The following is a 21023-nucleotide window of genomic DNA, read 5'->3' on the forward strand; positions in this document are numbered from 1 at the left end:
CATCCTGTCCCGGCGCATGGGGCTGCATCGGCTGGGCGCCCTGATCGATCCTTTCGCGCCATCAGAGGGACCGCCGCCGCGCCAGTTGTGGCCGTTCCTGCGCTGGTGCCTGCGCGGCACCACCCCGCATCTGGCGGTGGCCGCAACCATCGCCGGGCTGGCGGGCGGGCTTGAGGTCCTCAACGCGGTGCTTCTGGGCGTGGTCATCGACACCGCGCTGGATCATGGCGCCGAAGGGCTGTTTGCCACCCATTGGCCGCTGCTGGTCGGCGTGGCCCTGGTGATCCTGCTGGTGCGGCCGCTGATCCTTGGCATTTCCTCGGCGATGCAGACGGTGGTGATTGCGCCCAACGTCAGCACCCTGGCGCTGAGCCGTCTGCACAAGTGGACATTGGGGCAGGCCGTTACCTTCTTCGACAACGATTTTGCCGGCCGGATCTCGCAGAAAGAGATGCAGTGCAGCCGTGCGGTGGCCGATGTGACCGTGGAATGCCTGAACACGGTGGTATTCGCGCTGGCCTCGCTGCTGGCGGCGGCGGTGGTCCTGATCGCGATCGACTGGCGCATCGCCGCCCTGCTGACCCTGTGGATCGCGGGTTACCTGAAGTTCATCTCGTGGTGGCTGCCGAAGATCCGCAGCCGGGCGGCGGGCCGGGCCGGGGCGCGGGCGGCGGCCTCGGGGCTTGTGGTCGACACGATTTCCAACATGCGGACGGTGAAGCTGTTCGCCAATGATCCGCTGGAAGACGGCAAGGCGATGGCGGCGATTGCGGGCTACCGGACCAAGGCGCTGACCTTCGGCTATGCCTCGACGCTGTTCCGCTCGTCGCTGATGGCCATTGCCGGGGTGGTGCCGGTGCTGTTGGTGGGCGGGGTGCTGTATTTCTGGTCCCGTGGCAGTGCCACACCCGGCGATATCGCGGCGGCGGGCACCATCGCGATCCGCATTTCGCAGATGACCGGCTGGGTGAGTTTCACCTTGATGGGGATCTACGCCAACCTGGGCGAGATCGAGGACGGGATGCGCACCCTGTCGCCGCCGCACACGCTGACCGATGCGCCGGGGGCCCCCGATCTGCCTGCCACGGCGGCCGACCTGCGCTTTGACGGGGTCAGCTTTGCCTATGGCCGGGCGCGCGGCGGGGTGTCTGGCATCGATCTGGCGCTGCGTCGGGGCGAAAAGGTCGGGATCGTCGGTGCCTCTGGCGCGGGAAAATCGACGCTGGTGGGCCTGCTGCTGCGCCTGCACGACGTGGAGGAGGGCCGGGTTCTGGTCGGCGGGCAGGACGTGCGCGCGGTTACGCAAGCCAGCCTGCGCCACCAGATCGCCATGGTCACGCAGGAAACCGCGCTGTTCAACCGCTCGGCCCGCGAGAACATCCTTTATGGCCGCCCCGAGGCCAGCGAGGCCGAGATGATCGCGGCGGCGCGCCGGGCCGAGGCGCATGAGTTCATCCTCGGGCTGGAGGATCACACGGGCCGGCGCGGCTATGACGCCCATCTGGGCGAGCGCGGCGTGAAACTGTCGGGCGGGCAACGTCAGCGCATCGCCCTGGCCCGTGCCATCCTGAAGGACGCCCCGATCCTGGTGCTGGACGAGGCGACCTCGGCGCTGGACAGCGAGGTCGAGGCGGCGATCCAGCACGCGCTGGATCAGGTGATGGAGGGCAAGACCGTGCTGGCCATCGCGCATCGCCTGTCAACGCTGGCGCAGATGGACCGGATCGTGGTGCTGGAAGCCGGGCAGATCGTGGAAACCGGGCCTCATGAGGCGCTGTTGGCCCAGAACGGCCTGTATGCGCGCTACTGGCAGCGGCAGTCGGGCGGGTTCATTTGCCCACCCGACGCGGCAGAGTGAGAGGACGGGCAGGGATTTCTTGCCTCCGGCGGGAGTATTTTCGCCAAGAAGAAATCCGTTTCCGTTGCCTCCGGGCTGCGGTAGGGACGCGTCATGGCAGAGTTGACGATCAACCGTTTGGGGCATCTGGGCGACGGGATTGCCGATGAGGGCACCCTTGTCCCCCTGAGCTTGCCGGGCGAGGTGGTTCGGGGCGAGGTGACGGGCGGGCGCATGGAGGCACCGGCCATCGTGACGCCGTCGGCGGAGCGCGTGGCGGCACCGTGCCGGCATTTTCCGGCCTGTGGCGGCTGCGGATTGCAGCATGGCGCGGATGGGTTCGTCGCCGGTTGGAAAGAGGGCGTTGTGCGTGCGGCGCTGACTGCGCGCAAGGTCGCGGCTGAGTTTCGGCCGATCGTAACCTCGCCCGCGCGGTCGCGGCGGCGGGCGGTTCTGTCGGGACGGCGGACCAAGAAGGGCGCTTTGGTCGGATTTCACGCGCGCCGGTCGGACACGGTGATCGAGGTGCCCGAGTGTCTTCTGGTGACGCCCGCGATCCTGGCGGCGCGGGAGACCCTGATCGAGATGACGCGGGCAGGTGGATCGCGCAAGGGCGAGATCGCCTATACCGTCACCGAGACCCGGGGCGGGCTGGATGTGGCCGCGACCGGGGGCAAACCCATGGATCCGGCGCTGAACGCCGATCTGGTGCGGCTGGCCCATGCGGGCCGTCTGGCGCGGCTGAGCTGGAACGGCGAACCGGTGGTGACCCTGACCGCGCCGCAGGTCGCCTTTGACGGGGTCGCGGTGACGCTGCCGCCGGGGGCGTTCTTGCAGGCCACGGTGGCCGGAGAGACCGCCCTGCGCAACGGGGTGACGCAAGCCGTGGGCGCGGCGCGCCAGATTGCCGATCTGTTTGCGGGTTGCGGCACCTTTGCCTTGCCGTTGTCGCGGCGGGCGCAAGTGCATGCGGTGGAGGGCGATGGCGCGATGATTGCCGCGCTGGATGCCGGCTGGCGCGCCGGGCAAGACCTGCACGCGGTGTCGGGCGAGGTGCGCGACCTGTTTCGTCGTCCGCTGATGGCCGGCGATCTGAAGCGATTCGACGCCGTGGTCATCGATCCGCCGCGCGCGGGCGCACAAGCGCAGGTGACGGAACTGGCGGCCTCGACCGTGCCGGTGGTGGCGGCGGTGTCCTGCAACCCGGTCAGCTTTGCCCGCGATGCCGAGATCTTGATCGCGGGGGGCTTTCGTCTGGACTGGGTGCAGGTGGTCGACCAGTTCCGCTGGTCGCCGCATGTGGAACTGGTGGCGCGATTCGTTCGAGATTGATTTGAAGTCGGGACTTGGCGGCCTGCTGTCAGCGCCCATATAGGCCGTGCTGCCCTTGTACTGGATTGGAACTGGAGCTTTGACGTGGGTTTGACCCGGGACACCGTGGGCCAATGGCTGGATCGCCCGGCCGTGCGTAATTTCATCATTGGCGTGATTCTGTTCAACGCCGTCGTGCTGGGGGTCGAAACTTCGGACACGATCATGGCCCATGCGGGCGGGTTGGTGGTCACGCTGGACCGGCTCTGCCTGACCATCTTCGTGATCGAGATCGGCGCCAAGATCTATGCCCGTGGGCTGCGATTCTTCCGCGATGGCTGGAGTCTGTTCGACTTTCTCATCGTCGGCGTGGCCCTGATCCCCGCTGCGCAGGGGCTGTCCGTGCTGCGGGCCTTGCGGATCCTGCGCCTGTTGCGGGTCATCTCGGTGGCGCCGGCGCTGCGCCGGGTGGTCGAGGGTTTCGTCAACGCGCTGCCCGGGATGGGCTCGGTCTTCCTGCTGATGGGGATGATCTTCTACATCTCCAGCGTCATGGCCACCAAGCTGTTCGCCCAGGCCTTTCCCGACTGGTTCGGCACGCTGGGCCTGTCGGCCTATTCCCTGTTCCAGATCATGACCCTGGAAAGCTGGTCGATGGGCATCGTGCGCCCGGTGATGGAGGTCTACCCCCACGCCTGGCTGTTCTTCGTGCCCTTCATCATGATCACCACCTTCGCCGTGGTGAACCTGCTGGTCGGTCTGATCGTGAACTCGATGCAGGACGCCCATTCGGCGGAGGAAATCGAACAAACCGAAAACTACCGCGACGAAGTGCTGGAACGGCTGAAACGAATCGAAGCCGATCTGGGCGAGATGCACCATCGTGACGGTTGAGTCTTCCTTCGCGGCCCGCGTCGCCCTATGTTGGTGGTGCGTAAGAAAACAACAGTCGAGCAGGCTATACACATGCGCATATTATTGACCGTACTTCTGCTTTTCGGTGTGCTCAGCACATCGGCCTGCAGTTCCTCGAAGTTCAAATCCTATGACGGGCCCGAGGTGACGCAGCTGTTCATCTCGAAGGAGAATCGCAAGCTGTACTTGCTGAACGGCAAGGACGTTCTGGCGGATTACGACATCAAGCTGGGATTCGCGCCTGAAGGCCACAAGCAGATGCGTGGAGACGGGCGGACGCCGGAAGGGTTCTACCTGATCAACCGCCGCAACCCCAACAGCACCTATCACCTGTCGCTGGGCATCTCGTATCCGAACCGCCGCGATATCGAGGCGGCCAAATCGGTGGGGCTGGATCCTGGCGGGGATATCTTCATCCACGGAGCCAACAGCAAGGGCCCAAATGGCGGCGACTGGACCGCCGGGTGCATTGCCGTAGACGACAACGAGATCGAAGAGATCTACGCGATGGTGAAGGACGGCACGCCGATCTATATCGCGCCCTGATGCGGGGCGTGGCAGATGTGACGGCATGACAACGGAAAATCCGGATATCGCGCCCCTTGGGGCGCGATTTTTGGTTCAGAACCCGGCGCTTGGGGCTATGGCACCGCCGGCGCTGCCCAGCGTGATGCACCACCAGATCAACCCGGAACTGTCCTGTTTCCAGCCAAAGCCCATGTCGGTGGCCGCCGGATCAAGGATCTCGTCGCCCCAGGCGCCATCATCGACCCAGGCGGCGAGGGTTTCCAGCTCGGTCTCGTAGGACTGGGAATAGATCTCGGCCACCAGCGCACCGTTGTAGCCCGAGCGCGCCACGCGGTTGTAGGGGTTCGAACGATCCGATCCATAGGACCAGGCCCGGCCCTGCCGCGACATGTCGTTGGCATGGGTCTCGGCGGCCGAGGTCAGCTGGGCGTTCAGACGCAGGGGCGGGGCCCCCCTGCCGGCGCGCAGCGCATTGACCGAATCAAGCATTCGGTACTGAACTTCCGCCTTGTCGCCGGAACGCAACACATAGACCCCGGACTTGTTTACGCTGGGGCCTGCGTCACAGGCGGCCAGGGCCAGCATTACCAGAAAGGCACGGCGCTTCATCTTGATCCTCCGTCAGGTCCCGAATCCCTACCGCGCATCCAGAAGCAACACAAACAGTCTGACGAATTTACGGCGAGTTGATTTGAGGATGTTTCGCCCCAACACTATAGAAGACGCAAGAGATCCCTTGAGAGTTGGAACCAGATGTCACAATCGAGCCATAAAGACGTGAAACGGCGCCAGCTGTTGATGATGACAGCAGGCTTTGTCGCCACACCAGCGATTCTGCGCGCGCAGGACGGTAGCCTGCCACTTGATGAGGAGGACGCGCCAGTCAGACGCAACGTGTCCGGATTCCGGGCCCAGACATGGCAGCCCTACTTCGACAGCCTGAGAAACGGGGCGATCCTGGTGGATACCAAATCGCGCACCCTGCACTACTGGTCTGATGACGAGACCATTTTCCGGGTGTACCCCACGTCGGTGCCCCTGTCGGAGGAACTGACGCGGCGGGGCCGCACCAGCGTGACCCAGAAGGTCGAAGGCCCCGGCTGGGCGCCCACACCGTCGATGAAAAAGCGCAATCCGGAATGGCCGGACTATGTGCCGCCGGGGCCGGACAACCCCCTTGGCACCCATGCGCTGTACCTGTCGTGGAAGTATTATCGCATCCATGGCACCCATGACACGCGCAAGATCGGGCGTCAGTCGTCGAACGGCTGCATCGGGCTTTACAACGAAGATATCGCCGAGCTTTTCGGGATGGCGAACGTCGGTACACAGGTTCTGCTTATCTGAGGCGGAATTGCATCACCTCGTTGATTGTGCGTAACTTCTGTTGCGTTGGTCGGAAATCCACGGCTATAGGATTCACACGAGGTACAGTTTTCCGTCGTCCGTAGTCCTCAATCATTTCAGCGGGCGGCAACTACTGGAGGTCAACATGAAGAAACTTGCACTTGCTGCCGCACTCGCAGTCACCGCTTCCACCGCAGCTTACGCTGGCGGCCTGGATGAGCCGGTCGTCGAGCCGGTCATCATCGAAGAAGATACGTCGGGTTCGGGCGGCGCATGGGTTATCCCCGTGGTTCTGCTGGCCCTGATCGGTGCCGCAGCTGCTTCCTAATCTTTAGGAACACGAATGCAAAAGGGCGGCCCTCACGGGCCGCCCTTTACATTTTCCGGGGACGGTTTCGGTCCGCGCGGATCAGATCCAGCCTTCCAGGTTGCGCGCAATGACGCCGGTCAGCGCGTCGATATGGGCATCGTCATCGTTCAGGCAGGGAATGTAGGTAAACGACTCGCCTCCCGCCTCTTCAAAGCTCTCGCGGATCTCTTCGTTGATTTCCTCAAGGGTTTCGATGCAATCGGCCGAGAAGGCCGGGGCAATCACCGCCATGCGCTTCTTGCCGGTCTTTGCCAGTCTTGCGACCTCTTCCACCGTATAGGGCTTGAGCCATTCCTCGGGACCGAAGCGCGACTGGAATGTGGTGGTGATGGCGTCATCCTCCCAGCCCAGCCGCTCCTTCAGCAGGCGCGTCGTCTTCTGGCACTGGCAGTGATAGGGATCGCCTTCCATCAGGTAGCGGTGCGGCAGCCCGTGGTACGAGCACACCAGCACATCCGGGCGCTGCTCCATCTGCCCGTAGGCGCGTTCGACCGACTGCGCCAGCGCGTCGATATAGACCGGATCGTCGAAATAGGGCGGTACCGTGCGGGTCGCCGGCTGCCACTTCTCTTTCATCAGGGCGCGGAAGAACTGGTCGTTGGCCGTGGCCGTCGTGGCGCCCGCGTATTGCGGGTACAGCGGGAAGAACAGGATCTTGTCGCAGCCCTTGGCCACCATCTCACGAACTTTTGAAGGCGTGGACGGATTGCCGTAGCGCATGCAGAAATCGACTTCGACGGCGTCACCATACCGCGCTTTCAAGGCGTCGGTGATCTTGGCGGTCTGGGCCTTGGTGATGGTCATCAACGGGCTTTCACCGGCCTCGTGGTTCCAGATCGATTCGTAGGCCTCGCCGGATGTGCGGGGCCGCTTCGACAGGATCACCAGTTGCAGCAAGGGTTGCCAGAACCACGGGCTGTAGTCGATGACCCGGCGATCCGAGAGGAATTCATTCAAGTAGCGGCGCATCGACCAATAGTCGGTGCCATCGGGCGTGCCCAGATTGGCCAGCAGGATGCCCAGCTTACGGGCGCGGACCGGCGGGTGATCGCCCGGCAGGTGCGGATTGGAACCGTCGGTGGTCTGGTCTTTCATGTGTCTTGGCTTCCCGGTGGCTGTTGCGCCCAGCATAGGTGGCGTCGGTCTGTGTTCAAGCGGTGCATAGGGGAGGTAGAGGCACCGCCGGGGTCGTCAATCCGACCCGTCGCCGGGCAGCTTGACCTCATCGGTGTTCAGGGCGTCGGCCAGGCGTGCAGCGGCGCTGCCGGGGCGCAGGGGCTTGGGCTGGTCTTCGGCGGGGGCCCAGCCGGTCAGGGCGATGATCTCGGCGGTGGCCGCGATGCGCCCGTCGGGGCGGGCGAAGGTCAGGGCATAAAGTTCGATCGCCCGCATGATCACCGCACGGGGGGTGAAGCTGCGCGCGCGGCCTGTCAGCGCGTTGGTTTCGCCCATGGCGCGCAGATCCCACATCAGGCCCAGCGGCGAGGGGTACAGCACGTCACGCCGCCAGCTGTCGGCCACCGGCAGCGCGAATCCCGCCCGTTGCAGCAGCGCGCCCAGATCGCGGATCTCGCCCATGGGGGCCACGCGGGGGGACATGCCGCCGCGCAGTTCCGCTTCGGCGCTGCCAAGGCACTGGCGCAACTCCTGCAGGCTTTGGCCGCCGTAGGCCATGCCCAGGAACAGCCCGTCGGGACACAGCGCGCGGCGGGACTGGATCAATTGGCCCACCGGATCATTGGCCCAGTGCAGGGCCAGCGCATGGATCACCAGGTCATGGGCACCGGGTTCCAGATCCAGCGTGTCGGTATCCTCGACCACCCGCGCATCGGGAAAGGCGCGTTGCCAGAACTCGGGAAAGCCGGTGACGATCGCGGGCCGGGTAAACGTCCTGTTAACCTCGGCGAGCCTCTCCTGAACCTCGTCCAGCACGTCTTCGTGCAGGAACAGCGCCGGGGCCCTGCGGGCCCGCGCGCGGGCCCGATGCTTGCGCAGGGCGGTACGGTCGGTAAGCGGAGGGCGTTGATCGGATGGCATCCTCGGGATCCTTGCAAGGCGGGGCGCGGCTGCGCGCCGTGGTTCGGGCCGGGTTGGCGACAGTCTTCCCGCCGCAATGCCTGCTTTGCGGGGCGCTTGTCCAGACCGAAGGCGGCTTGTGCGGCCCCTGTTGGCGCGACACGCCGTTCTGTCACGGGCTGCGCTGCGATCTGTGCGGGGTTCCGTTGCCGGGGGAAGATCCTGGTTTTTCCATCGCCTGCGACGATTGCCGGGGGCTGGACCGGCCCTGGGTGCAGGGCCGCAGCGTGATGATCTACGACCACGGCGCGCGGCGGCTGGTGCTGGCGCTGAAACATGGCGATCGGCTGGATCTGGCGCCGGCGCTGGCGGGCTGGATGGCGGTGCAGGCCCAGGCGCTGTTGCGCGCGGATACTCTGATCGTGCCGGTGCCGGCGCATCGCTGGCGGCTGTTCCGGCGGCGCTATAACCAGGCGGCGGTGCTGGCCACGGCCCTGGCGGCCCGGCTTGACCGCCCGGTGCTGCCCGACCTGCTGTGCCGTCCGCGCGCCACCCAGCCGCAGGACCGCAAGAGCGTCGGCGACAGATATGCCGCCATGGCCGGGGCCTTTGCCCTGTCGGACCGGCATGGGGCGCGGATTGACGGGGCCGAGGTGCTGCTGGTGGACGACGTGATGACCTCGGGCGCAACGCTGGATGCCTGTGCGCGGGTCTGTCTGGCGGAAGGCGCGGCCAACGTCCGCGTGATCGCACTGGCGCGCGCGGTCCGGGATGCCTAAATCAGGGGCACCACAAAGGATGACCGACCATGCAGACGATCGAGATCTATACCAGCCCCACCTGCGGCTTCTGCCACGCCGCCAAGCGGTTGCTGTCCTCCAAGGGCGTGAGCTTTACCGAGTACGACGTGGCCCGCACGCCGGGGCTGCGCCAGAAGATGATGCAGCGCGCCAATGGCCGCCACACGGTGCCGCAGATCTTCGTGGGCAAGACCCATGTGGGCGGCTGCGATGATCTCTATGCGCTGGACCGGTCCGGCAAGCTTGATCGCCTGTTGAAGGGCTGAGACGATGCGCGCAGCCCTTGTCCAGATGACCAGTTCCGACCAGCCGCTGGACAACCTGTCCACGGCGCGCGGCTTCGTGCGGCAGGCGGCGGCCGAGGGGGCGGGCTTCGTGCTGACCCCCGAGGTGACCAACTGCATGTCCGCCAGCCGCCGCCACATGACCGATGTGCTGCGCCCCGAGGCCGAGGATCCGGTGCTGGCCGGGCTGCGCGAGGCGGCGGTGGAGGCGGGTGTCTGGCTGCTGATCGGCTCGCTGGCACTGAAACGCCCCGGGGATGCGGACGGACGCTTTGCCAACCGCAGCTTCCTGATCGCGCCGGACGGGGCGATTGCCGCGCGCTATGACAAGATCCACATGTTCGATGTGCAATTGTCCGAAACCGAGACCTACCGCGAATCCGATGGGTTTGCGCCGGGGGATCGCGCGGTGCTGGCGCAGACGCCCTTTGGCACCATCGGCATGGCGATCTGCTATGACCTGCGATTCGCGCCGCTGTTCCGGGCGCTTGCGCAAGGCGGGGCACAGGTGCTGACCGTGCCCGCGGCTTTTGCGGTGCCCACCGGGCGGGCGCATTGGGAAAGCCTGCTGCGGGCGCGGGCCATCGAGACCGGCAGCTTCGTGCTGGCCCCCGCACAGGTGGGGCGGCACGCCCATGTTGCCGGTACGCAGCGCGAAACCTGGGGCCATGCGCTGGCCATCGATCCCTGGGGGCGTGTCCTTGGCGATGGCGGCGATGTTCCGGGGCTGACCTTTGCCGATCTGGACCTGGCAGAGGTGGACACAGCGCGGGCGAAGGTGCCGGCGTTGCGCCATGATCGGGCGTTTACCGGTCCCTGACGGGACCGGGATTTCAAGCCTCCGGCGGGAGTATTTTCGCCAAAAAGAATGAGCGCCGTCTCGGAAATGGTGCGGCCGAGGCGAAAAGGCGCTAGTAGCGCCTTTTGCCGCCAAACGGGGAGCGTTTCAGGCGCGAAACTGTGGAGCGCTGCCCTTGATCGTCAGCCCGGTTTGCGGCTGGCGGTGACGTAGTTGACCGACAGGTCCTTGTCCGAGATTGACCAGCTCCATCCCAGCGGATTGAAGACGAAGCCCTTGCGGTCGATCGGGTCGAGGCCCGCGCCGCGGATCAGGTCGAACAATTCGTCCGGGGTGAGGAACTTCTTCCAGTCATGGGTGCCTTTCGGCAGCCAGCGCATGACGTATTCGGCACCGATGATGCCCATCACGAAGCTTTTGGGATTGCGGTTCAGGGTCGAGGCGACCATCAGACCGCCGGGTTTCAACAGCGCGGCGCAGGCGGCCATGTAGTCGGGCGGGCTGGCCACATGTTCGACCACTTCCATGTTCAAGACCACGTCGAATTGCTCGCCCGCCGCAGCCAGCGATTCGGCCGTGCAGTGGCGATAGTCGATCTCGAGCCCCGATTGCTGCGCGTGTAGGCGGGCCACCGGGATGTTGCGTTCCGCCGCATCCGCACCCACCACGGTGGCGCCCAGCCGCGCCATGGGTTCGGACAGCAGCCCGCCGCCACAGCCGATGTCGAGGATTCGCAGCCCCGCGAAGGGGGTGGCGCCGGACAGGTCGCGGTCGAATTCCACGGCGATCTGGCGGGTGATGTAGTCCAGCCGGCAGGGGTTGAGCATGTGCAGCGGTTTGAACTTGCCGTCCGGATCCCACCACTCGGCGGCCATGGCTTCGAATTTGGCGATCTCGGCGGGGTCGACGGTGCTGGTGGAGTCGGTCACGGGGTCGGTCCTTTTCTTGCGCAGCCCATATGGTCGGGGCCTCTGGCGCGTTATATAGTCCGGTCATGGAGCAATTCGCAGGTCAGAAGAAGGCGACACAATTTCTTTATCCGCCGGTGGACCCGTTCGACCAGCGGATGATGGACGTGGGCGATGGCCACAGCCTCTATGTGGAGCAATGCGGCAACCCCGAGGGGATGCCGGTTGTCGTGGTGCACGGCGGCCCCGGTGGCGGTTGCAGCCCGGCCATGCGCCGCTATTTCGACCCTGAAGTGTATCGCATCGTGCTGTTCGACCAGCGCGGCTGCGGGCGGTCCACCCCGCATGCCAGCGTCGAGGCCAATACCACCTGGCATCTGGTCGCCGACATGGAGGTGATCCGCAAGGCGCTGGAGATCCCGCGCTGGGTGGTCTTCGGCGGCAGCTGGGGGGCGACGCTGTCGCTGCTCTATGCCCAGTCGCACGCCCGCCACACCGCCTATCTGGTGCTGCGCGGCGTGTTCCTTATGACCAAGCCGGAACTGGACTGGTTCTATGGCGGTGGTGCCGGGTTGTTCTGGCCCGACCTGTGGCAGCGGTTCGTGCAACTGGTGCCAGAGGACGAGCGTGACGACCTGATCGCGGCCTACCACCGGCGGCTGTTTTCCGGGGACCGCATCGTCGAGACCCGGTTTGCCCGTGCCTGGGCGGCGTGGGAAAACGCGCTGGCCTCGATCCAGAGCAACGGCATCACCGGGGAAAGCCCGGCGGAATATGCCCGTGCTTTTGCGCGGCTGGAAAACCACTACTTCGTGAATGGCGGCTTTCTGGAAGGCCCCAACCATATCCTCGACCGGATGTCGCTTCTGGCGGACACGCCCGGCACCATCGTGCAGGGGCGCTATGACATGATCTGTCCGCCGGCCTCGGCGTGGAAACTGTCGCAGGTCTGGCCGCGGGCGGAATTGAAGATGATCGGGCAGGCGGGTCACGCGCTGTCGGAGCCGGGGATCAGTGCTGCCTTGGTGCAGATCATGAACCGGCTGCCGCGCCACCGCCGCGCCCTTGGGCTTTAGGGAGGAACGCACCATGGCCGAGGACGGACCGAAAATCGAGGAACGCGAGAACGGGCCGCTGATGGCGCGGGGCATCTCGAAAATGGTCGGGCCGGACGGGGCCGAGATCGCGGGGAAACCGGTGATGGCCCTGTGCCGCTGCGGCCACAGCAAGAACAAGCCCTTCTGCGACGGCTCGCACAAGGACGCCGGGTTCCGGGATCGCGGTGGCAAGCCCGAGGGACCGGACCGGGTGTTTTCCTATGCCGGGCAGGAGGTGACCGTCACCTTCAATCCGCGCCTGTGCAGCCATGCCGCCGAATGCGGGCGCATCGCCCAGAACATCTTCAATCCGGCCCAGAAGCCCTGGGTGCAGCCTGACAACGGCAGCCGCGCCGAGGTCGAGGCCGTGGTGGCCGCCTGCCCGTCCGGGGCGCTGAAGCTGGCCGAGGGGCAGGACAAGGGGCCGGATCTGTTCGCCGACCGGGCCGAGATCACTGTGCAGCGCAACGGCCCCTATTGGGTGCAGGGCGTGACGGCGCCGCAACCGCCACAGGGCGCGGGCATGTCGGATCGCAAGTATGTGCTGTGCCGTTGCGGGCTGTCCGGGGCCAAGCCCTATTGCGACGGCACGCATCGCGACCAAGGCTGGAAAAGCGGCGACTGAGGCTCAGCCGGCGGGCTGCCACAACTCGACCCGGTTGCCTTCCGGGTCGGTCAGATGGGCGAAGCGGCCCACCGCCTCCATCTCGGGGGTTTGCGGCCAGGGCGTGACTTCGATCCCGGCGGCGCGCAGATCGGCGATGGCCGCGTCCAGATCCGGCACCCGGAAATTCAGCATGAACTGCTGTTCCTTGCGCCCGAAATACTCGGTGTCTTCGGCAAAGGGGGCGAAAACCGTGGGGCCCGCGGCCTGCATCCAGACCGTGTCGTCGGGGCCTTGCGGCACCGGATTTATACCGAAATGGGTGTCGTACCAGGCGGCCAGTGCCTGGGGGTCGCGGGCGCGGAAAAACACGCCGCCGATGCCGGTGATGGTTGCCATGGTTGTCTCCGATCCATTGATGGACCCAGCCTAGCACGGCGGGCGGCAACCGTATCGGGGGTTTTCCCTTGCGAAGTCGTCCTTGGCTGCGTATATGCCCCTCAACAGCGGCGCGTCGGGACCTGTCCCAATGTTCCACCGGGAAAGATCGACGGGCCGCGTGCCCGTTTTTTTGTATCCATCGAACCCAGGCAGACAGACTTTGATGACCGATCTCATCGCCAAGGCCGCCATCGATCAGCGCATGGCCGCGATCATCACCCCGGTGATCGAGGACATGGGCTATGAACTGGTGCGCGTGCGCCTTATGGGCGGCAAGACCAACACCCTGCAGATCATGGCCGACAAGCCGGATGGCGGGATCGAGGTTGACGATTGCGCCCGCATTTCAACCGCCGTGTCCGCGGTGCTGGATGTCGAGGATCCGCTTGAGGAAGCCTATACGCTGGAGGTCTCCAGCCCCGGCATCGACCGCCCGCTGACCCGGCTGAAGGATTTCGAGGCCTGGGCGGGCTATGAGGCCAAGCTGGAAACCACCGAGTTGATCGACGGCCGCCGCCGCTTCAAGGGCCTGCTGGCCGGTGTCGAGGACGGCGAGGTTCTGGTCGAGATCGCCGATCAGGGCGAACCGGTGACCATCGGGCTTGAGTTCGATTGGCTGAGCGACGCCAAACTGGTGCTGACCGACGCGCTGATCGCCGAGATGCTGCGCGCCCGCAAGGCTTCGGGCGCCATCGACGAAAGCCAGTTCGACGAGATCCAGACCGAAGACATGGGCGACACCGACGAGACGGACGCCCCGCAAACCGCCCCCCAGAAGGAGGACTAGGACATGGCGATTACCAGCGCCAACCAGCTTGAGCTTCTGCAAACCGCCGAGGCGGTTGCCCGTGAGAAGATGATCGACCCCGGTCTGGTGGTCGAGGCGATGGAGGAATCCCTCGCCCGTGCCGCCAAGTCGCGCTACGGCGCGGAAATGGACATTCGCGTGTCCATCGACCGCAAGACCGGCGTGGCGACCTTCACCCGCGTGCGCACGGTTGTGGAAGACGAAGAGCTTGAGAATTATCAGGCCGAGCTGACCGTCGAACAGGCCAAGCAGTACAAGGAAGATCCGCAGGTCGGCGACGAGCTGGTCGAAGAGGTGCCGCCGGTGGAGCTGGGCCGGATCGCCGCGCAGTCCGCCAAGCAGGTGATTCTGCAGAAGGTGCGCGAAGCCGAACGGGATCGCCAGTACGAGGAATTCAAGGATCGCGCCGGCACCATCATCAATGGTCTGGTCAAGCGCGAGGAATACGGCAACATCATCGTCGACATCGGTCGCGGCGAAGCCGTGCTGCGCCGCAACGAGAAGATCGGCCGCGAAAGCTATCGTCCGAACGACCGCATCCGCGTCTTCATCAAGGATGTGCGCCGCGAGCCGCGCGGCCCGCAGATCTTCCTGAGCCGCATCGCGCCGGAATTCATGGCCGAACTGTTCAAGATGGAAGTGCCGGAAATCTACGACGGCATCATCGAGATCAAGGCCGTGGCCCGTGACCCCGGATCGCGCGCGAAGATCGCCGTGATTTCCTATGACAACTCGATCGACCCGGTCGGCGCTTGCGTGGGCATGCGCGGCAGCCGCGTACAGGCCGTGGTGAACGAGCTTCAGGGCGAGAAGATCGACATCATCCCGTGGAACGAGGATCAGCCGACCTTCCTGGTGAACGCGCTGCAGCCCGCCGAAGTGTCGAAGGTGGTTCTGGATGACGAAGCCGAGCGGATCGAGGTCGTGGTGCCGGACGAGCAGCTGAGCCTTGCCATCGGCCGGCGCGGTCAGAATGTGCGTCTGGCCAGCCAGCTGACCGGTCTGGACATCGACATCATGACCGAAAGCCAGGAAAGCGAACGGCGCCAGCAGGAATTCGCGGTGCGCACCAAGCTGTTCATGGAGGCGCTGGACGTGGACGAGTTCTTCGCCCAGCTTCTGGTCTCGGAAGGCTTCTCCACGTTGGAGGAAGTGGCCTATGTCGAGATCGACGAGCTTCTGGTCATCGACGGGGTGGACGATTCCACTGCCGAGGAACTGCAGGCCCGGGCCCGTGACTTTCTTGAGGCGCAGGCGCAGGCCGCGCTGGCCAAGGCGCGCGAGCTTGGGGTCGAGGATTCGCTGGTCGATTTCGACGGGCTGACCCCGCAGATGCTGGCCGCTCTGGCCGCCGATGGCGTCAAGACGCTGGAAGACTTCGCCACCTGTGCGGACTGGGAACTGGCCGGCGGCTGGACAACGGTCGACGGGCAGCGGGTAAAGGATGACGGGCTTCTGGAAGCCTTCGACGTCAGCCTTGAAGAAGCGCAGAATCTTGTGATGACCGCGCGGATTCAGCTGGGCTGGGTGGATCCAGATGATCTGCTTCCCGAGGATGAGGCCGAGAGCGGCGAGGAGCTTGAGTCGGCAGAGGCCGAGGAAGACCAGGCCTGAGCCGCGACAACGGAGGATCTGGCATGTCCCGTGGTGGATGCAGTAAAACGCGCGACGAGCCCGAGCGGCGCTGCATCGTCACCGGTGAACGGGGCGACAAGGCCGGATTGATCCGGTTCGTGCTGGGTCCGGAAGACCGGATCTATCCCGACCTGGCGGGCAAACTGCCCGGCCGGGGGATCTGGGTGACTGCGGATCACGAGGTTCTGGACAAGGCCGTCAAGAAAAAGGCCTTTGCCCGCGCCGCGCGACAGGCGGTGAATGTGCCCAGGGATCTGGTCGAACAGGTCGAAGCGGGGCTGACACAGCGCCTGGTCGGCACCCTGTCGCTGGCCCGCAAGGCCGGGCTGGCAGTGGCCGGATACGAGAAGACCAAGTCTTTCCTGGTTTCAGGGCAGGCCATTGCGTTGCTTCAGGCAAGCGATGGCTCGGTCCGCGGGAAGACCAAACTGCGGCCCCCCGAAGGGCCGAACGGATTGATCGAGGTGCTGACTGCAGCCGAATTGGGGCTGGCCTTCGGTCGTGAAAGTGTAATACACGGTGCGCTTGCCGCTGGTGGACTCACGACACGTGTTGTAGAGGAAGCCGCACGACTGCAGGGAATGCGCAGGAAACACGGCGGGGACCGCCCCGCCCGGAAGGATACGACGACCACATGAGCGATAGTGACGGCAAGAAAACACTCGGCGTGCGCGGCGGCCCCCGGTCGGGGCAGGTGAAGCAGAGCTTCAGCCACGGCCGCACCAAGAATGTCGTGGTGGAGACCAAGCGCAAACGCGTGGTCGTGCCGAAGCCCGGTTCCGGCAAGTCCGGTTCCGCAGCTGGTGGCGACCCCTCGCGGCGCCCGGCGGGCATCTCTGATGCAGAGATGGAACGCCGGCTGAAGGCGCTTCAGGCAGCCAAGGCCCGCGAAAGCGAAGACGCCAAGATACGCGCGGACGAAGAAAAGCGTCGCGCCGATGATCGGGCCCGTCGCCGGGCCGAGATCGAGGCCAAGGAACGCGAAGAACGCGAACGCGAGGAACGTGCAGCGGCGAAGGCCGCAGCCGAGGAAGAAGAGCGTCAGCGCAAGGCCGCAGAAGATGCAGCCCGCAAGGAAGCTGAAGCCAAGTCCAAGGCGGCGCCGGCCGGCGGCGGACGTCAGGATCCCGCAAGGGAGCCCGATGCTGCGTCTGCACGTCCCGCGCCGACCAAATCCGGTGTGCCGACCCCGCGCAAGCAGGATCGCGACCAGGATCGCGACAGCCGCAAGAACCGCGGTGGCGATGGCCGCCGCTCGGGCAAGCTGACCCTGAACAAGGCGCTGTCGCACGGTGAAGGCGGGCGTCATCGCTCGCTGGCGTCGATGAAGCGCAAGCAGGAGCGTGCCCGTCAGAAAGCCATGGGCGGCAACGAGCCCCGTGAAAAGGTCATTCGTGACGTGCAACTGCCCGAGGCCATCGTGGTTTCGGAACTGGCCAACCGTATGGCCGAGCGTGTGGCCGATGTGGTCAAGGCGCTGATGCAGAACGGCATGATGGTCACGCAGAACCAGTCGATCGACGCCGATACCGCCGAACTCATCATCGAGGAATTCGGCCACCGCGTACAGCGCGTGTCGGATGCCGACGTGGAAGACGTGATTCACTCGATCGAAGACAATTCGGAAGATCTGGAAGCGCGCCCGCCGGTCATCACCGTGATGGGCCACGTCGACCACGGCAAGACCTCGCTGCTGGACGCGATCCGCAATGCCAAGGTGGTCTCCGGCGAAGCCGGCGGCATCACCCAGCATATCGGTGCCTACCAGGTTCGTACCGATGGCGGCGACCTGCTGACCTTCCTCGACACCCCCGGCCACGCGGCCTTCACCTCGATGCGGGCCCGTGGCGCGCAGGTGACGGACATCGTGGTGCTGGTGGTGGCAGCGGACGATGCAGTGATGCCGCAGACCGTCGAAGCCATCAACCACGCCAAGGCGGCCAAGGTGCCGATGATCGTGGCGATCAACAAGTGCGACAAGCCCGATGCGAACCCCGACAAGGTGCGCACCGATCTGCTGCAGCACGAGGTGATCGTCGAGGGTCTGTCCGGCGACGTGCAGGACGTGGAAGTCTCGGCCATCACCGGCAAGGGGCTGGATCAACTGCTGGAAGCCATTGCCCTGCAGGCCGAGGTTCTGGAACTGAACGCCAACCCGAAGCGTGCCGCTTCCGGTGCGGTGATCGAAGCGCAGCTTGACGTCGGTCGCGGTCCGGTGGCCACCGTTCTGGTTCAGAACGGCACCCTGCGCCAGGGCGATATCTTCGTCGTGGGCGAACAGTACGGCAAGGTCCGGGCGCTGATCAACGACAAGGGCGACCGCGTCGAGGAAGCCGGCCCGTCGGTTCCGGTCGAGGTTCTGGGCCTGAACGGCACCCCCGAAGCCGGGGACGTGCTGAACGTGGTCGATACCGAGGCGCAGGCCCGTGAAATCGCCGAGTTCCGTGAACAGCAGGCCAAGGATCGCCGTGCGGCGGCCGGGGCGGCCACCACGCTGGAACAGATGCTGGCCAAGGCCAAGGCCGACGAGGATGTGGTCGAACTGCCGATCGTGGTGAAAGCCGACGTGCAGGGCTCGTCCGAGGCCATCGTTCAGGCGATGGAGAAGATCGGCAACGACGAGGTGCGCGTGCGGGTTCTGCACTCGGGCGTCGGCGCCATCACGGAAAGCGATATCGGTCTGGCGGAAGCCTCCGGTGCGCCGGTGATCGGCTTCAACGTGCGGGCCAATGCTTCGGCGCGCAGCACCGCGAACCAGAAGGGCGTCGAGATCCGCTACTACTCGGTGATCTACGACCTGGTGGATGACGTGAAGGCAGCGGCCTCGGGCCTGCTGTCGGCCGAGATCCGCGAACGCTTCATCGGCTACGCCGAGATCAAGGAAGTGTTCAAGGTGTCGGGCGTCGGCAAGGTTGCGGGCTGTCTGGTCACCGAAGGGGTGGCACGCCGCTCTGCCGGTGTGCGACTGCTGCGCGACAACGTGGTCATCCACGAAGGCACGCTCAAGACGCTCAAGCGTTTCAAGGACGAGGTTGCCGAAGTGCAATCGGGTCAGGAATGCGGCATGGCCTTCGAGAATTACGAAGACGTGCGGGCCGGAGATGTCATCGAGATCTTCGAACGCGAAGAAGTCGAAAGAACGCTCGACTGATCAAGATCGTGAAAGGGTGGCTTCGGCCGCCCTTTTCGTTACGTAAAGAAAGGCCGCGAACCCTTCGGTTCGCGGCCTACGTCTTGTCAGTTCCCGCGGCAGGAGTTGGGAAACACGATTAAGCCGCTTGAGACCTGACTGGCGTTCCTTCGAAAATCCGTTGCCCGACCTGTACTGCGATCTTGCCGTTGGAAAGCGCCTGAACAAACGTACCCTGAACCGAAACACACGTTCCTATCATGATCGTTTTCAGCATTGTTTTATCCCCAAAGCAGTGCCTGATATGTCAGATATAGTTAAAAAAACTTCATAAATCACTAACAAATACATCACAATATTGAAATGCAAGCCTGAGAACTGGGCGGTTGGGAAACAAAGTTAATACAAACGGGGTGTTAACTATTGTTAATGCAAAGGAACTCTAGCGGATTTTTGCCGAATTCACAGCCAATCCCGAATGATCGGAATCAATGGCACATCCGCAGCGGGCATTGGGAAGTCGCGCAACTGTGTCGGTCGGACCCATTTCAGGGCCTGACCTTCCTTCGAATGCGGCGTCCCTTCCCATTTCCGGCAGATGAAGACCGGCATCAGCAGATGGAAGCTTTCATACCCGTGTGAGGCGAATGTCAGCGGCGCCAGGCAACTGGACCAGGTGTCGATGCCCAACTCCTCGTGCAACTCGCGGATCAGCGCGGCTTCGGGGGTTTCGCCGGCTTCGACCTTGCCGCCGGGAAATTCCCACAGGCCGGCCATGGATTTTCCTTCCGGGCGCTGCGCAAGCAGCACCCGGCCGTCGGGATCCACCAGAACCACCGCCGAGACCAGAACCGTTTTCACGACCGGTAGTCCGCGTTGATCTGGATGTAGGCGTGGGTCAGGTCGCAGGTCCAGACCGTGGCCTGCCCGTCGCCCAGCCCCATGTCGACCCCGATGACAAGCTCCGGGTTCTTCATGTAGGCGGCCCCGTCTTCTTCTCGATAACTGGACGCCACCCAACCTTTCTCGGCCACAAGGATGTCGCCGAAACGGATCGACAATAGGTCGCGGTCGGCGGTCACCCCGGCCTTGCCCACGGCCATGACGACGCGGCCCCAGTTCGGATCCTCGCCGGCCACTGCGGTTTTCACCAGCGGCGAATTGGCGATGGCGCGCCCGACAATGGCCGCGTCGCTGTCGCTGGCTGCCCCCGTGACCCGGATCTCGATGAACTTGGTGGCGCCTTCGCCGTCGCGCACGACCTGCTGCGCCAGATCCGTCATGACCGCAAGCAGCCCGCTCCGGAAGCTGTCGTAGGCTGCGGTGTCGGGTGTCAGCACGGGCCCGCGCTGGCCTGTGGCAGCCAGCAGAAGCGTGTCCGAGGTCGAGGTGTCGCTGTCCACCGTGATGCAGTTGAAGCTGCGGTCCGTCAGGTCCCGCAGCATGGCCTGCAGGTCGGCCTGGGAAATGCGGGCGTCGGTGAAGATATAGACCAGCATCGTCGCCATGTCGGGCGCGACCATGCCCGACCCCTTGGCGATCCCGGCGATGGTGACCTGCTCTCCGCCCAGGTCCAGCGTGACGCCAGCGCCCTTAGCAAAGGTGTCGGTGGTGCGGATGGCGTCGGCGGCAGCGCGGAAGTTGCCCGGCTGCAGGCCGTCTTTCATCTGCGCCAGGACGGCGGTGATGCGATCATGGGGCAGGGGGTCGCCGATCACCCCGGTCGAGGAGGAAAACACCCGCGTGGCGGGCACCCCCAGGGTGGCGCCCACGGCTTCGGTGATGGCGGCCACGGATCGGCGCCCGTTGTCGCCGGTAAAGGCGTTGGCGTTGCCCGCGTTCACCACAATGGCCGCGCCGTCCTTTTCGTGCTCGGTCAGGCGCAGCTTGTCTTCGCAATCCAGCACCGAGGCCGACCGTGTGGCCGACCGCGTGGTCACCCCGGCCATGGCGGTTCCGGGAGCCAGATAGGCCAGCATCACGTCATCGCGCCCCTTGTAGCGCACGCCGGCCGCTGCCGCGGCCAGTTGCACACCGGCGACCGGGGGCAGGTCGGGAAACCCGCCCTTTGGCGCCAGCGGCGAGACCGCTGGCAAACCGGGCTTGGCGGCGGCCTCCAGGGCCTCCACCTGCGCCTTCAGGCGCGCGACTTCCTCGCGCAGGCGCTGCTCTTCAGGGGTCGGATTCGACATG

At 65.0% G+C, this 21023-nt stretch carries 22 protein-coding genes; 15 read left to right on the forward strand and 7 right to left on the reverse strand.

The window, feature by feature from the left end:
* Positions 1-16 precede the first annotated feature (16 nt).
* The 4 genes from H8B03_RS18280 (at position 17) to H8B03_RS18295 (ending at position 4609) form a co-directional block, all read left to right on the forward strand.
* Positions 17-1858 carry an ABC transporter ATP-binding protein gene (locus tag H8B03_RS18280; protein WP_193143365.1) on the forward strand — a complete coding sequence of 614 codons (1842 nt, stop codon included), beginning with the start codon at positions 17-19 and terminating at the stop codon, positions 1856-1858.
* Between the two features lie 93 nt (positions 1859-1951).
* Positions 1952-3169, forward strand: coding sequence for a class I SAM-dependent RNA methyltransferase (locus tag H8B03_RS18285; RefSeq protein WP_193143331.1), 1218 nt, complete (start codon positions 1952-1954; stop codon positions 3167-3169).
* An 84-nt stretch (positions 3170-3253) separates the two neighbouring features.
* Complete coding sequence (locus H8B03_RS18290) at positions 3254-4042, forward strand: ion transporter (protein WP_394355488.1); 789 nt, start codon at positions 3254-3256, stop codon at positions 4040-4042.
* A gap of 72 nt (positions 4043-4114) precedes the next feature.
* The gene (locus H8B03_RS18295) at positions 4115-4609 is read left to right on the forward strand and encodes a murein L,D-transpeptidase family protein (RefSeq protein WP_193143332.1); all 495 of its coding nucleotides are present in this window, start codon (positions 4115-4117) and stop codon (positions 4607-4609) included.
* A 75-nt stretch (positions 4610-4684) separates the two neighbouring features.
* Here the strand turns inward: H8B03_RS18295 and H8B03_RS18300 are convergent, their stop codons facing one another.
* Positions 4685-5200 carry a CAP domain-containing protein gene (locus H8B03_RS18300; RefSeq protein ID WP_193143333.1) on the reverse strand — a complete coding sequence of 172 codons (516 nt, stop codon included), beginning with the start codon at positions 5198-5200 and terminating at the stop codon, positions 4685-4687.
* A gap of 144 nt (positions 5201-5344) precedes the next feature.
* On the opposite strand from H8B03_RS18300, the gene H8B03_RS18305 reads away from it, so the two are divergent.
* Positions 5345-5938, forward strand: a complete 594-nt coding sequence (locus H8B03_RS18305; protein ID WP_193143334.1) for a L,D-transpeptidase — start codon at positions 5345-5347, stop codon at positions 5936-5938.
* A 145-nt stretch (positions 5939-6083) separates the two neighbouring features.
* Positions 6084-6266: a hypothetical protein gene (locus H8B03_RS18310; RefSeq protein ID WP_193143335.1), complete on the forward strand. Its 183-nt coding sequence runs from the start codon at positions 6084-6086 to the stop codon at positions 6264-6266.
* An 81-nt stretch (positions 6267-6347) separates the two neighbouring features.
* Here the strand turns inward: H8B03_RS18310 and hemH are convergent, their stop codons facing one another.
* Both hemH and H8B03_RS18320 read right to left on the reverse strand, forming a co-directional pair.
* Positions 6348-7403: a ferrochelatase gene (gene hemH, locus H8B03_RS18315; RefSeq protein ID WP_193143336.1), complete on the reverse strand. Its 1056-nt coding sequence runs from the start codon at positions 7401-7403 to the stop codon at positions 6348-6350.
* Between the two features lie 96 nt (positions 7404-7499).
* Positions 7500-8345, reverse strand: a complete 846-nt coding sequence (locus tag H8B03_RS18320; RefSeq protein ID WP_193143337.1) for a methyltransferase domain-containing protein — start codon at positions 8343-8345, stop codon at positions 7500-7502.
* Here H8B03_RS18320 and H8B03_RS18325 point away from each other — a divergent pair.
* From H8B03_RS18325 to H8B03_RS18335, 3 genes are read left to right on the forward strand one after another with little or no spacing between them, the layout of a single operon-like run.
* Positions 8339-9103, forward strand: coding sequence for a ComF family protein (locus H8B03_RS18325; protein WP_193143338.1), 765 nt, complete (start codon positions 8339-8341; stop codon positions 9101-9103). The two genes, H8B03_RS18320 and H8B03_RS18325, sit on opposite strands and share 7 nt — an antisense overlap.
* 29 nt (positions 9104-9132) lie before the next feature.
* Positions 9133-9390, forward strand: coding sequence for a glutaredoxin 3 (gene grxC, locus H8B03_RS18330; protein ID WP_193143339.1), 258 nt, complete (start codon positions 9133-9135; stop codon positions 9388-9390).
* Between the two features lie 4 nt (positions 9391-9394).
* A complete protein-coding gene (locus H8B03_RS18335) occupies positions 9395-10228 on the forward strand; it encodes a carbon-nitrogen hydrolase family protein (RefSeq protein WP_193143340.1) in 834 nt (277 codons plus the stop codon).
* Positions 10229-10389: 161 nt separating this feature from the next.
* Here the strand turns inward: H8B03_RS18335 and ubiG are convergent, their stop codons facing one another.
* Complete coding sequence (gene ubiG, locus H8B03_RS18340) at positions 10390-11136, reverse strand: bifunctional 2-polyprenyl-6-hydroxyphenol methylase/3-demethylubiquinol 3-O-methyltransferase UbiG (protein WP_193143341.1); 747 nt, start codon at positions 11134-11136, stop codon at positions 10390-10392.
* Positions 11137-11201: 65 nt separating this feature from the next.
* Here ubiG and pip point away from each other — a divergent pair, with 65 nt between their 5' ends.
* Positions 11202-12191: a prolyl aminopeptidase gene (gene pip / locus H8B03_RS18345; protein ID WP_193143342.1), complete on the forward strand. Its 990-nt coding sequence runs from the start codon at positions 11202-11204 to the stop codon at positions 12189-12191.
* Between the two features lie 13 nt (positions 12192-12204).
* Entirely contained in the window at positions 12205-12837 is a 633-nt protein-coding gene (locus H8B03_RS18350; protein WP_193143343.1) for a CDGSH iron-sulfur domain-containing protein, read from the forward strand.
* Positions 12838-12840: 3 nt separating this feature from the next.
* On the opposite strand, the gene H8B03_RS18355 is transcribed toward H8B03_RS18350, so the two are convergent.
* Positions 12841-13215 (reverse strand): VOC family protein, encoded by a 375-nt coding sequence (locus H8B03_RS18355; protein WP_193143344.1) that lies wholly within the window; start codon positions 13213-13215, stop codon positions 12841-12843.
* A 205-nt stretch (positions 13216-13420) separates the two neighbouring features.
* Here H8B03_RS18355 and rimP point away from each other — a divergent pair, with 205 nt between their 5' ends.
* The 4 genes from rimP to infB are packed head-to-tail and all read left to right on the forward strand — an operon-like array spanning position 13421 to position 18851.
* Positions 13421-14044 carry a ribosome maturation factor RimP gene (rimP, locus tag H8B03_RS18360; protein ID WP_193143345.1) on the forward strand — a complete coding sequence of 208 codons (624 nt, stop codon included), beginning with the start codon at positions 13421-13423 and terminating at the stop codon, positions 14042-14044.
* Between the two features lie 3 nt (positions 14045-14047).
* Positions 14048-15679 (forward strand): transcription termination factor NusA, encoded by a 1632-nt coding sequence (nusA, locus tag H8B03_RS18365; protein WP_193143346.1) that lies wholly within the window; start codon positions 14048-14050, stop codon positions 15677-15679.
* Positions 15680-15702: 23 nt separating this feature from the next.
* Positions 15703-16338: an RNA-binding protein gene (locus H8B03_RS18370; RefSeq protein WP_193143347.1), complete on the forward strand. Its 636-nt coding sequence runs from the start codon at positions 15703-15705 to the stop codon at positions 16336-16338.
* Complete coding sequence (infB, locus tag H8B03_RS18375) at positions 16335-18851, forward strand: translation initiation factor IF-2 (RefSeq protein WP_193143348.1); 2517 nt, start codon at positions 16335-16337, stop codon at positions 18849-18851. The genes H8B03_RS18370 and infB overlap by 4 nt, the downstream gene beginning before the upstream one ends.
* A gap of 441 nt (positions 18852-19292) precedes the next feature.
* Here the strand turns inward: infB and mutT are convergent, their stop codons facing one another.
* Entirely contained in the window at positions 19293-19691 is a 399-nt protein-coding gene (mutT, locus tag H8B03_RS18380) for an 8-oxo-dGTP diphosphatase MutT (RefSeq protein ID WP_193143349.1), read from the reverse strand.
* Positions 19688-21022 carry a bifunctional glutamate N-acetyltransferase/amino-acid acetyltransferase ArgJ gene (gene argJ / locus H8B03_RS18385; RefSeq protein ID WP_193143350.1) on the reverse strand — a complete coding sequence of 445 codons (1335 nt, stop codon included), beginning with the start codon at positions 21020-21022 and terminating at the stop codon, positions 19688-19690. Before argJ ends, mutT begins: the two co-directional genes overlap by 4 nt.
* Position 21023: the final 1 nt, after the last annotated feature.

Source organism: Meridianimarinicoccus sp. MJW13, from assembly GCF_014901205.1.
In the GTDB taxonomy this organism is placed as follows: Bacteria; Pseudomonadota; Alphaproteobacteria; order Rhodobacterales; family Rhodobacteraceae; genus Meridianimarinicoccus.

Excerpts from the sequence above, each read along its gene's own strand:
- H8B03_RS18320 (WP_193143337.1), bottom strand. The coding sequence starts at position 8,345 with ATGCCATCCGATCAACGCCCTCCGCTTACCGACCGTACCGCCCTGCGC.
- H8B03_RS18300 (WP_193143333.1), bottom strand. The coding sequence starts at position 5,200 with ATGAAGCGCCGTGCCTTTCTGGTAATGCTGGCCCTGGCCGCCTGTGAC.
- hemH (WP_193143336.1), bottom strand. The coding sequence starts at position 7,403 with ATGAAAGACCAGACCACCGACGGTTCCAATCCGCACCTGCCGGGCGAT.
- H8B03_RS18285 (WP_193143331.1), top strand. The coding sequence starts at position 1,952 with ATGGCAGAGTTGACGATCAACCGTTTGGGGCATCTGGGCGACGGGATT.
- H8B03_RS18370 (WP_193143347.1), top strand. The coding sequence starts at position 15,703 with ATGTCCCGTGGTGGATGCAGTAAAACGCGCGACGAGCCCGAGCGGCGC.
- argJ (WP_193143350.1), bottom strand. The coding sequence starts at position 21,022 with ATGTCGAATCCGACCCCTGAAGAGCAGCGCCTGCGCGAGGAAGTCGCG.
- H8B03_RS18295 (WP_193143332.1), top strand. The coding sequence starts at position 4,115 with ATGCGCATATTATTGACCGTACTTCTGCTTTTCGGTGTGCTCAGCACA.
- nusA (WP_193143346.1), top strand. The coding sequence starts at position 14,048 with ATGGCGATTACCAGCGCCAACCAGCTTGAGCTTCTGCAAACCGCCGAG.
- infB (WP_193143348.1), top strand. The coding sequence starts at position 16,335 with ATGAGCGATAGTGACGGCAAGAAAACACTCGGCGTGCGCGGCGGCCCC.
- H8B03_RS18280 (WP_193143365.1), top strand. The coding sequence starts at position 17 with ATGGGGCTGCATCGGCTGGGCGCCCTGATCGATCCTTTCGCGCCATCA.
- H8B03_RS18335 (WP_193143340.1), top strand. The coding sequence starts at position 9,395 with ATGCGCGCAGCCCTTGTCCAGATGACCAGTTCCGACCAGCCGCTGGAC.
- H8B03_RS18305 (WP_193143334.1), top strand. The coding sequence starts at position 5,345 with ATGTCACAATCGAGCCATAAAGACGTGAAACGGCGCCAGCTGTTGATG.
- H8B03_RS18325 (WP_193143338.1), top strand. The coding sequence starts at position 8,339 with ATGGCATCCTCGGGATCCTTGCAAGGCGGGGCGCGGCTGCGCGCCGTG.
- H8B03_RS18350 (WP_193143343.1), top strand. The coding sequence starts at position 12,205 with ATGGCCGAGGACGGACCGAAAATCGAGGAACGCGAGAACGGGCCGCTG.
- H8B03_RS18355 (WP_193143344.1), bottom strand. The coding sequence starts at position 13,215 with ATGGCAACCATCACCGGCATCGGCGGCGTGTTTTTCCGCGCCCGCGAC.
- grxC (WP_193143339.1), top strand. The coding sequence starts at position 9,133 with ATGCAGACGATCGAGATCTATACCAGCCCCACCTGCGGCTTCTGCCAC.
- rimP (WP_193143345.1), top strand. The coding sequence starts at position 13,421 with ATGACCGATCTCATCGCCAAGGCCGCCATCGATCAGCGCATGGCCGCG.
- pip (WP_193143342.1), top strand. The coding sequence starts at position 11,202 with ATGGAGCAATTCGCAGGTCAGAAGAAGGCGACACAATTTCTTTATCCG.
- H8B03_RS18310 (WP_193143335.1), top strand. The coding sequence starts at position 6,084 with ATGAAGAAACTTGCACTTGCTGCCGCACTCGCAGTCACCGCTTCCACC.